The 9,104-nt window shown below is 71.6% G+C and carries 7 protein-coding genes; 5 read left to right on the top strand and 2 right to left on the bottom strand.

The genetic code is table 11. The features are described from left to right. Positions 1-500 precede the first annotated feature (500 nt). Both ABZ842_RS28320 and ABZ842_RS28315 read right to left on the bottom strand, forming a co-directional pair. Positions 501-1,241 carry a methyltransferase domain-containing protein gene (locus ABZ842_RS28320; RefSeq protein WP_361542605.1) on the bottom strand — a complete coding sequence of 247 codons (741 nt, stop codon included), beginning with the start codon at positions 1,239-1,241 and terminating at the stop codon, positions 501-503. Between the two features lie 116 nt (positions 1,242-1,357). Next, the gene (locus ABZ842_RS28315; RefSeq protein ID WP_361542602.1) at positions 1,358-1,954 is read right to left on the bottom strand and encodes a DUF3043 domain-containing protein; all 597 of its coding nucleotides are present in this window, start codon (positions 1,952-1,954) and stop codon (positions 1,358-1,360) included. 296 nt (positions 1,955-2,250) lie between these two features. On the opposite strand from ABZ842_RS28315, the gene ABZ842_RS28310 reads away from it, so the two are divergent. The 5 genes from ABZ842_RS28310 to ABZ842_RS28290 all read left to right on the top strand — a co-directional run bounded on the left by ABZ842_RS28310 (position 2,251) and on the right by ABZ842_RS28290 (position 9,018). Then, entirely contained in the window at positions 2,251-3,051 is an 801-nt protein-coding gene (locus tag ABZ842_RS28310) for a PspA/IM30 family protein (RefSeq protein ID WP_361542599.1), read from the top strand. Positions 3,052-3,097: 46 nt separating this feature from the next. Then, positions 3,098-3,376, top strand: a complete 279-nt coding sequence (locus ABZ842_RS28305; RefSeq protein WP_361542596.1) for a hypothetical protein — start codon at positions 3,098-3,100, stop codon at positions 3,374-3,376. A gap of 266 nt (positions 3,377-3,642) precedes the next feature. Next, the gene (locus ABZ842_RS28300) at positions 3,643-4,995 is read left to right on the top strand and encodes a histidine kinase (RefSeq protein ID WP_361542593.1); all 1,353 of its coding nucleotides are present in this window, start codon (positions 3,643-3,645) and stop codon (positions 4,993-4,995) included. Further along, positions 4,992-5,678, top strand: coding sequence for a response regulator transcription factor (locus ABZ842_RS28295; protein WP_361542590.1), 687 nt, complete (start codon positions 4,992-4,994; stop codon positions 5,676-5,678). The genes ABZ842_RS28300 and ABZ842_RS28295 overlap by 4 nt, the downstream gene beginning before the upstream one ends. A gap of 202 nt (positions 5,679-5,880) precedes the next feature. Beyond that, positions 5,881-9,018, top strand: a complete 3,138-nt coding sequence (locus ABZ842_RS28290) for an efflux RND transporter permease subunit (protein WP_361542587.1) — start codon at positions 5,881-5,883, stop codon at positions 9,016-9,018. The last annotated feature ends 86 nt before the right edge of the window (positions 9,019-9,104 follow it).

Here is a 9,104-nt window from a genome sequence, read left to right as displayed (position 1 = left end):
ACATACATCCAGTATGCGGTGACCCCTCCGCCTTGCGATGCACCGCATCTGACGCCGCGCGCTGATCCACCAGGGATTACGGGACAGCCCTTAGCGCCTGCGAGCGCGCGATACCCCGCGGCCCCCTGCGGGATGCGCTGACCTCCGCGGCCCGCCTGTCGTTCCTCGCGCAGTTCCTCGCGCCCCTGGACCTTCTCGCCGTTTACCTGCGGGGTGCGTTGGTCTCCACCGGCCGGTGGGTGGCTGTTCGCGCAGTTCCCCGCGCCCCTAAAAACCTCTGCCTACACCCGCAGAAGGATGACGGGGGGCAGCGAAACAGGGGCGCGGGGAACTGCGCGACAAGCCCACCACGGCCCGCAGAGACCAACGCACCCCGCAGGGTTACGGCGAGAAGGTCCAGGGGCGCTGGGAGGCGCGGCCGGCCCACCACGGGCCGCAGAGACCAACGCGCCCCGCAGGGGGACGGCGGCAGCGTCCAGGGCCGGGGCGCGCGGAAGGGGTCAGCCGCGGACGCCGCAGAGGTGGAGGAGGGCCGCGATACGGCGGTAGGGGTCCCGACGCCCGGCACGATCCTCCGCCGCGATCAACCGCTCCAGCGGCTCCGCCGGGGCACCGTCCGCCCCGGTCGTCGACCACTCCGTGAAGACCTGTACGCCGTACCAGGCGTGCAGCGGCGCCGCGATCCCCGCCAGCGTCGCGGTCAGGTCCTCCAACCGGTCCGCGCGCAGCGGCAGCCCCCGGCGGTCGGTGTACGCGGCGGCGTCCGGCTCCAGGGCGGAGAGGGTCCGCTCCCAGTCGCCGGCGAGCCCGGGGCCCATGGCCAGCGCGTCCGCGTTCCGTACGACGAGGGACAGCAGCCCCCCGGGCGCCAGCATCCGGGCGAGGCCCGCGAGGACCCCCTCCGGCTCCGTCGACGCCATCAGCACGCCGTGGCACAGCACCACGTCGAAGCTGCCGGGCGTGAAGTGGACGCCGGTCTCCCGGCCGTCGCCCTCGATCAGCCGGACGCGCTCGCGGATGCCCGCGGGCTCGGTCGACAGCGCCTCGTGGGCGAGCCGCAGCAGCTCCGCGTCGGCCTCCAGGCCGGTGATGGCGTGGCCGGCACGGGCCAGCCGCAGCGCCTGCACGCCCCGGCCCATGCCGACGTCGAGTATCCGCAGCCGCTGCCCCACCGGGTAGCGGGCCACTATCTGCTCGTCGAGCTGGCGGGAGACCAGCTCCTGCCGGACGGCGTCACCCACGTCGGCGAAGGACGCGGGTGAGGCGGAGGGGGCAGGTGGGACGGCGGGTGAGACGGCGGGTGAGACGGCGGACGCGGCCTCACCCGGAACTTCCGGGGCGGTCGCGCCCTGGCCGGTCAGGGCCGTTCTCCGCGCTTGACCTGGGGCTTCGGCAGACGCAGTCGACGCATCTGGAGCGTGCGCATCAGGGCGTACGCCACCGCGCCGCGCTTCGGCTCGTTCGGGAAGCGCTCGTTGAGCTGCTTCTTCAGCCGGATGCCCAGGCCGATGGAGTCCACGACGATCATCACGATGACGCCGAGCCAGAGCAGCAGCGCGATGCTCTGCAGCTGGCCGATGCGGACCATGCTCAGGATGAGGATGATCACCGCCATCGGGAGGAAGAACTCCGCGATGCAGAAGCGGGAGTCCACGAAGTCGCGGGCGAAGCGGCGAACCGGACCCTTGTCACGGGCCGGCAGATACCGCTCGTCACCGTTGGCGAGCGCCTCGCGCTGGCGGGCCAGCTCGGTGCGCCGGGTCTCCCGCGCACGCTTCATCGCGGCCTTGCGGTCGGTCGGCTGCGTCGCGGCACGGCGGCGTTGGCTCTGGGCCTCGCTCCGCTTGGGAGTGGGGCGACCCTTCGGGGCCTCGGGGTCGCGGGGCTGCTGGGAGAGGTCCGCCGTCACCTGGTCGGTGGGGGCCTTCTCTGTCTTGGCACGGCTACGGAACACGAAACCCAAGGGTACGTGGTGGTGGGCGGGTACCCAATGCCGGAGGGGAACGATCCGGCAACACCGTGCGTCTTCACAGGGCGGGACGACGGCGTTCGGCAGGTCTTCGTGGGGGTGGCCGAAGGGCGACCCTGACGGCCATCTACTCCTTGCGCCGGATCAGGAGCAGTGCGCAGTCGTCCTTGGGGAGGAGCGCATCCGTGCTCGAACAGTGCGGTAATGGAAGCAGGGCCCGTACTGTGGGTTCTGTTGGAGTGCTGGAGCCGTAGTCCGTCAGAAGGGGGCGCGCGAAGCCCATGAGCGGTGTGATGAAGCGTATGGGGATGATCTTCCGCGCGAAGGCAAACAAGGCCCTTGACAGGGCCGAGGATCCGCGCGAGACCCTCGATTACTCGTATCAGAAGCAGCTGGAGCTGCTCCAGAAGGTGCGCCGCGGCGTCGCCGACGTGGCGACGTCCCGCAAGCGACTGGAGCTCCAGCTCAACCAGCTCCAGGGCCAGTCCTCGAAGCTGGAGGACCAGGGCCGCAAGGCGCTGGCGCTCGGCCGCGAGGACCTGGCGCGCGAGGCGCTGTCCCGGCGCGCCGCGCTCCAGCAGCAGGTCACCGACCTGGAGACCCAGCACACGACGCTGCAGGGCGAAGAGGAGAAGCTCACCCTCGCCGCCCAACGCCTCCAGGCCAAGGTCGACGCCTTCCGCACCAAGAAGGAGACGATCAAGGCCACCTACACCGCCGCCCAGGCGCAGACCCGGATCGGCGAGGCGTTCTCCGGCATCTCGGAGGAGATGGGCGACGTCGGCCTGGCGATCCAGCGGGCCGAGGACAAGACCGCCCAGCTCCAGGCGCGGGCCGGGGCGATCGACGAGCTGCTGGCCTCCGGCGCGCTCGACGACCCGACCGGGATGGCGAAGGACGACATCGCCGCCGAGCTGGACCGCATCTCCGGCGGCACCGACGTGGAGCTGGAGCTCCAGCGGATGAAGGCGGAGCTGGCCGGCGGCTCGGGCTCGTCCCAGCAGGCCATCGAGGGCGGCACCGGCGCCGGACAGGACGCCGGGCAGCAGGGCAGCAACCGTCCGAACTTCGACAAGCACTGATCGGACTCCTCGGACTCCGACAAGCACCGAGCGCGAAGGACTCGTCATGATCGTACGGATCATGGGGGAGGGCCAGGTGAGGCTGGCGGACAGCCACCTCACCGAACTGAACGAGCTCGACGACGAGCTGATGACCGAGCTGGAGCAGGGCGACGAAGCCGGGTTCCGGCGCACGTTCGCCGCCCTGCTCGACAAGGTCCACGAACTCGGCGAGCCCCTGCCGGACGAGTCCTTGGAGCCGTCCGAGCTGATCCTGCCCGCTCCGGGAGCCACCCTGGAGGAAGTCCGACAGCTGATCGGGGACTGGGGCTTCATCCCCGGCTGAGCAGGCTGGACCGGCTGAGCAGGCTGACTCGGCTCAATCGGCTGAACTGCGCGCGGCCGACCCGCCTCGCGCACCGCACGCACTCCAACGACACCGATCCCCCCGTCCCCCCGAGGGCCGGGGGGATCGGTGCACCCGCCCTCTCCCGCCCGTCTTCCCCGCCCCGTTCGCCACCCCCGTCCAGCGCCCCGTCCACCGCCTCCGTCCGTGCCCCGTCCGCCGGCATCGGTCCCATCCCCGCGCCGCACGTCGTACCGTTGCTTGACGTGACCTCCCTCGCCACCGGGTTCGCCCGCGCGCAACGCTGGCTCCGCGAGCACCCCCTGGCGCTCGACGCGGCCATCGCCGCCCTCGCCCTCGCCTGCATGGTGGTCGGCTCCTTCGCCGAGCCGTACGGGGAGCACGGGCCGACCTTCGGCGCCCGCAGCCCCGGCGCCCGCAGCCTGCTGCTGATGACCCTGGCCGCCGCCGCCCTGGTGTGCCGCCGGCGCCAGCCCATGGCGGTCCTGGCGTTCACCGGCGTCCTCAGCCTCATCGAGCTGATCGTCGGGGAGCCGTCGGCCCCGGTGGCGATGTGCGCGGTGATCGCGCTCTACACCGTCGCCTCCCGCACCGACCGCTCCACCACCTGGCGGGTCGGCCTGCTGACCATGGTCACGCTGTCCGGCGCCGCGATGTTCTTCGGCACGACGCCCTGGTACACCCAGGAGAACGTCGGCGTCTTCGCCTGGACCGGGATGGCTGCCGCCGCCGGTGACGCGGTGCGCAGCCGCCGCGCCTTCGTCGCCGCCATAAGGGAGCGCGCCGAACGCGCCGAACGCACCCGCGAGGAGGAGGCCCGGCGTCGGGTCGCCGAGGAGCGGCTGCGGATCGCCCGCGACCTCCACGACGTCGTCGCCCACCACATCGCCCTGGTCAACGTGCAGGCGGGGGTGGCGGCGCACGTCATGGACAAGCGCCCCGACCAGGCCAAGGAAGCGCTGGCCCACGTACGGGAGGCCAGCCGGTCCGCGCTCAGCGAGCTGCGCGCCACCGTCGGCCTGCTGCGGCAGTCCGGCGACCCGGAGGCGCCCACCGAGCCGGCGCCCGGCCTCGACGTGCTCGACGAACTCGTCACCACCTTCCGACAGGCCGGGCTCCCGGTCGAGGTGGCCCGCGCCGACCAGGGCGTGCACCGGCCGGCGGCGGTGGACCTGGCCGCGTACCGGATCATCCAGGAGGCGCTGACCAACGTGCGCAAGCACGCCGGCCCGGGGGCCAGGGCGGAGGTCAGCGTCATCAGGGTGGGGACCACCCTGGAGGTCACCGTCATCGACAACGGCTCGCCCGAGGGCGACGGCCCCGACTGCGTCCACGCGCGGGCGAGCGCCGTCGTCGCCGACGCGCCGCGCGGCGCCGACGGCTCGTTCCAGGAGGTCCGCGACGCCGGCGGCCACGGCAAGGGCCGAACGGACGGCGACCGGGGCGACCGTGAGGACCGCGGCGGTCACGGCCTGCTCGGCATGCGCGAGCGCGTCGGCGCCCTCGGCGGGCGGCTCAGTACCGGCCCCCGCTACGGCGGCGGCTTCCGCGTGCAGGCGATACTGCCCCTCACCGCACGCACGGGAGAGGACCGATGACGATCCGCGTCTTGCTCGTCGACGACCAGACGCTGCTCCGCAGCGCGTTCCGCGTCCTGGTGGACTCGGAGCCCGACATGACGGTGGTCGGCGAGGCCGCCGACGGCGCCGAAGGGGTGGCCCTGGCCCGCTCCGAACGCGCCGACGTCGTCCTGATGGACATCCGCATGCCCGGCATGGACGGACTCGCGGCCACCCGCCTGATCAGCGCGGACCCCGAACTGGCCCATGTCCGCGTGGTCATGCTCACCACCTTCGAGGTGGACGAGTACGTCGTCCAGTCGCTGCGCGCCGGCGCCTCCGGCTTCCTCGGCAAGGGCGCCGAGCCGGAGGAGCTGCTGAACGCCATCCGGATCGCCGCAGCCGGTGAGGCGCTGCTGTCGCCGACCGCGACCAAGGGCCTGATCGCCAAGTTCCTCGCCCAGGGCGGCACCGGGGACGACGACCCGGACGCCGAGCCGTACTCGGAGCGCCTCGCCGCGCTGACCGTACGGGAGCGCGAGGTGTTGGTGCTGGTCGCGGGCGGCCACTCCAACGACGAGATCGCCGAGCGCCTCGAAGTCAGCCCGCTCACGGTGAAGACCCACGTGAACCGGGCCATGGCCAAGCTCGGCGCCCGCGACCGCGCCCAACTCGTCGTCACCGCCTACGAGTCGGGACTGGTACGCCCAAGGGTGGAGTGACCCGAGCGGGGCTCGTACTCCAGCTGCGGTATGCGCGAGATAAAGAAACGGGACCTGGGGGCGACGGGTCGGCCGTCCGAATGGCTGATCGTATAAGCGGGCCACTGACCCGCCCGCCGACGGCTGCGGCCGTCGTACGTCGCAGCACATCCCCACCTCGGCGCGCTCCTGCCGCGCACGCCACAGAAGAGAGACGAACCCCATGTCCTGGCTGTCGAAATTCAGCCTTAAACAACGTGCCCTGGTCGGGCTGATGTCGATCGTGGCGATCGTCTTCGGGGCGATCGCCATACCCCAGCTCAAGCAGCAACTGCTGCCCTCGATCGAACTGCCGATGGTGTCGGTGCTCGCCAGCTACGAGGGCGCCTCCCCCGACGTGGTGGAGAAGCAGGTCGTCGAGCCCCTGGAGAACTCCATCGAGGCCGTCGACGGCATCAAGGGGATCACCTCCACGGCGAGCGAGGGCAACGCCGTGATCATGGCCAGCTTCGAGTACGGGGACGGCACGAAGCAGCTCGTCGCCGACGTGCAGCAGGCGGTGAACCGGGCCCGCACCCAGCTTCCCGACGACGTCGACCCGGAGGTGATCGCCGGCTCCACGGACGACATCCCCACCGTCGTGCTCGCCGTCACCTCTGACAAGGACCAGCAGGCCCTCGCCGACCAGTTGGAGCGGACCGTGGTGCCCGCGCTGGACGACATCGAGGGCGTCGGCCAGGTCACCATCGACGGCGTGCAGGACCTCCAGGTCTCCGTCACCCCCGACGACGCGAAGCTCGCGGCGGCGGGGCTGACCACCGCGGCGCTCGCCGACGCGCTGAAGGCGGGCGGCGCCACCGTCCCGGCCGGCTCGTTCAGCGAGGACGGCAACAGCCGCACCGTCCGGGTCGGCGCGGGCTTCACCGAGCTCAAGCAGATCGAGAACCTGAACGTCGTACGGCCCAAGGGCGGGCCCGTACGCGTCGGCGACGTCGCGAAGGTGGTGCAGGAGCCGTCCGCCGCGACCTCGCTGACCCGCACCAACGGCAAGCCGAGCCTCGCCGTCTTCGCCACCATGGACAACGACGGCAGCGCCGTCGCGATCTCGGACGCGGTCAAGGACGAGCTGCCGGAGCTGCGCAAGGACCTCGGCAGCGGCGCCGAGGTGACCGTGGTGTCCGACCAGGGACCGGCGGTCTCCAAGGCCATCTCCGGACTGACCACGGAAGGCGCCCTCGGCCTGCTCTTCGCGGTCGTCGTGATCCTGGTCTTCCTGGCCTCCCTGCGCTCCACCCTGGTCACGGCGGTCTCCATCCCGCTCTCCGTGGTGCTGGCGCTGATCGTGCTGTGGACCCGCGACCTGTCGCTGAACATGCTCACCCTGGGCGCGCTGACCATCGCCATCGGCCGGGTCGTGGACGACTCGATCGTGGTGCTGGAGAACATCAAGCGGCACCTCGGCTACGGGGAGGAGCGCGAGGGCGCGATCATCACCGCGGTCAAGGAGGTCGCGGGCGCGGTCACCGCGTCGACCCTGACCACGGTCGCCGTCTTCCTGCCGATCGGGCTGGCCGGCGGCATGATCGGCGAGCTGTTCGGCTCGTTCTCGCTCACCGTCACCGCGGCGCTGCTCGCCTCGCTGCTGGTCTCGCTGACCGTCGTGCCGGTGCTGTCGTTCTGGTTCCTGCGCGCGCCGAAGGAGGTGCGCGACCTCGGCCCGGACGAGGCGCGCCGGATCGCGGAGGAGAAGGAGGAGCGCAGCAGGCTCCAGCGCTCGTACATCCCCGTCCTGCGGTTCGCCACCCGCCGTCGGATCACCAGCATCGTGCTCGCGGTCGTCATCCTCTTCGGCACCTTCGGCATGGCCGGCCTGTTGAAGACGAACTTCTTCGACCAGGGCGAGCAGGAGGTCATGTCGATCAAGCAGGAGCTCCCCGTGGGCGCCAGCCTGGAGGCGTCCGACGCTGCGGCCAAGCAGGTCGAGAAGGTGCTGTCGGGCCTGGACGAGCTGGAGAACTACCAGGTCACCGTGGGCTCCTCCGGCTGGATGGCGGCCTTCGGCGGCGGTACGGGCACCAACCAGGCGTCGTACCAGATGACCCTGAAGGACGCCGCCGACTACGAGGACGTCCGCGACCGCATCGACGCGGAGCTGGCGAAGCTCAAGGGCATCGGCGACACCACCATCTCGGCGGGCGACGGCTTCGCCAGCCAGGACGTCAGCGTCGTGGTGAAGGCCGCGAACCCGGACACCCTCAAGGAGGCGTCCGAGGCGGTGCGCAAGGAGGTCGCGAAGGTCAAGGACGTCACCGACGTCCAGAGCGACCTCGCCCAGTCCGTGCCGCGGATCTCGGTGACGGCGAAGCCCGCCGCGGCCTCCGCCGGCTTCAACGACGCGACGCTCGCCATGGCCGTCACCCAGGCCGTGCGCGGCACGCCCGCCGCCAAGGCGATCCTGAACGACACCGAGCGCGACGTGGTGATCACCTCCGCCAAGCCCGCCACGACCATGGCGGAGCTGAAGGAACTCCCGCTCGGCGCGGTGAAGCTGGGCGAGATCGCCGATGTGCAGCTGGTGCCCGGGCCGGTGTCGATGACCCGCATCGACGGCGCCCGCGCCGCCACCATCACGGCCAAGCCGACCGGCGACAACACCGGCGCGGTCAGCTCCTCGCTCCAGTCGAAGATCTCCGGACTCGACCTGCCCGAGGGTGCCACCGCCTCCATCGGCGGGGTCTCCGAGGACCAGGACGAGGCGTTCGTCTCGCTGGGCCTGGCGATGCTCGCGGCGGTCGCGATCGTCTTCATGCTGCTGGTCGCCACCTTCCGGTCGCTGGTGCAGCCGCTGATCCTGCTGGTCTCCATCCCGTTCGCGGCCACCGGTGCGATCGGTCTGCTGGTGATCACCGGCACCCCGATGGGCGTACCGGCCCTGATCGGCATGCTGATGCTGATCGGCATCGTCGTCACCAACGCGATCGTGCTGATCGACCTGATCAACCAGTACCGGGCCCAGGGACTCGGCGTCGTCGAGTCCGTCATCGAGGGTGGTCGGCACCGACTGCGGCCGATCCTGATGACCGCACTGGCGACGATCTTCGCCCTGCTGCCGATGGCCCTCGGCATCACCGGCGAGGGCGGCTTCATCGCCAAGCCGCTGGCGGTCGTGGTGATCGGCGGTCTGATCAGCTCGACGCTGCTCACCCTGCTGCTCGTGCCGACGCTGTACGCGATGGTGGAGCTGCGCAAGGAGCGGCGCCGCAAGAAGAAGGCCGACAAGCGCGCCCGGAAGTCGGGCGAGCAGGGGCCGGACGGCGGCACCGCGCAGGGCGACGAGGACCTGAGCCTCCAGAAGGCCTGACCCGCAGCCGTACGACGCCGCCCGCCCCCGGGGAAGCTCCCGGGGGCGGGCGGCGTGTTGCTGCCCCGGGGCGCCCATGGGTGGGG

This window comes from Streptomyces sp. NPDC047315 (genome assembly GCF_040643215.1).
In the GTDB taxonomy this organism is placed as follows: Bacteria; Actinomycetota; Actinomycetes; order Streptomycetales; family Streptomycetaceae; genus Streptomyces.
The sequence above is the reverse complement of the archived record's forward strand: the minus strand, read 5'-3'. Positions and strand labels throughout refer to the sequence as shown.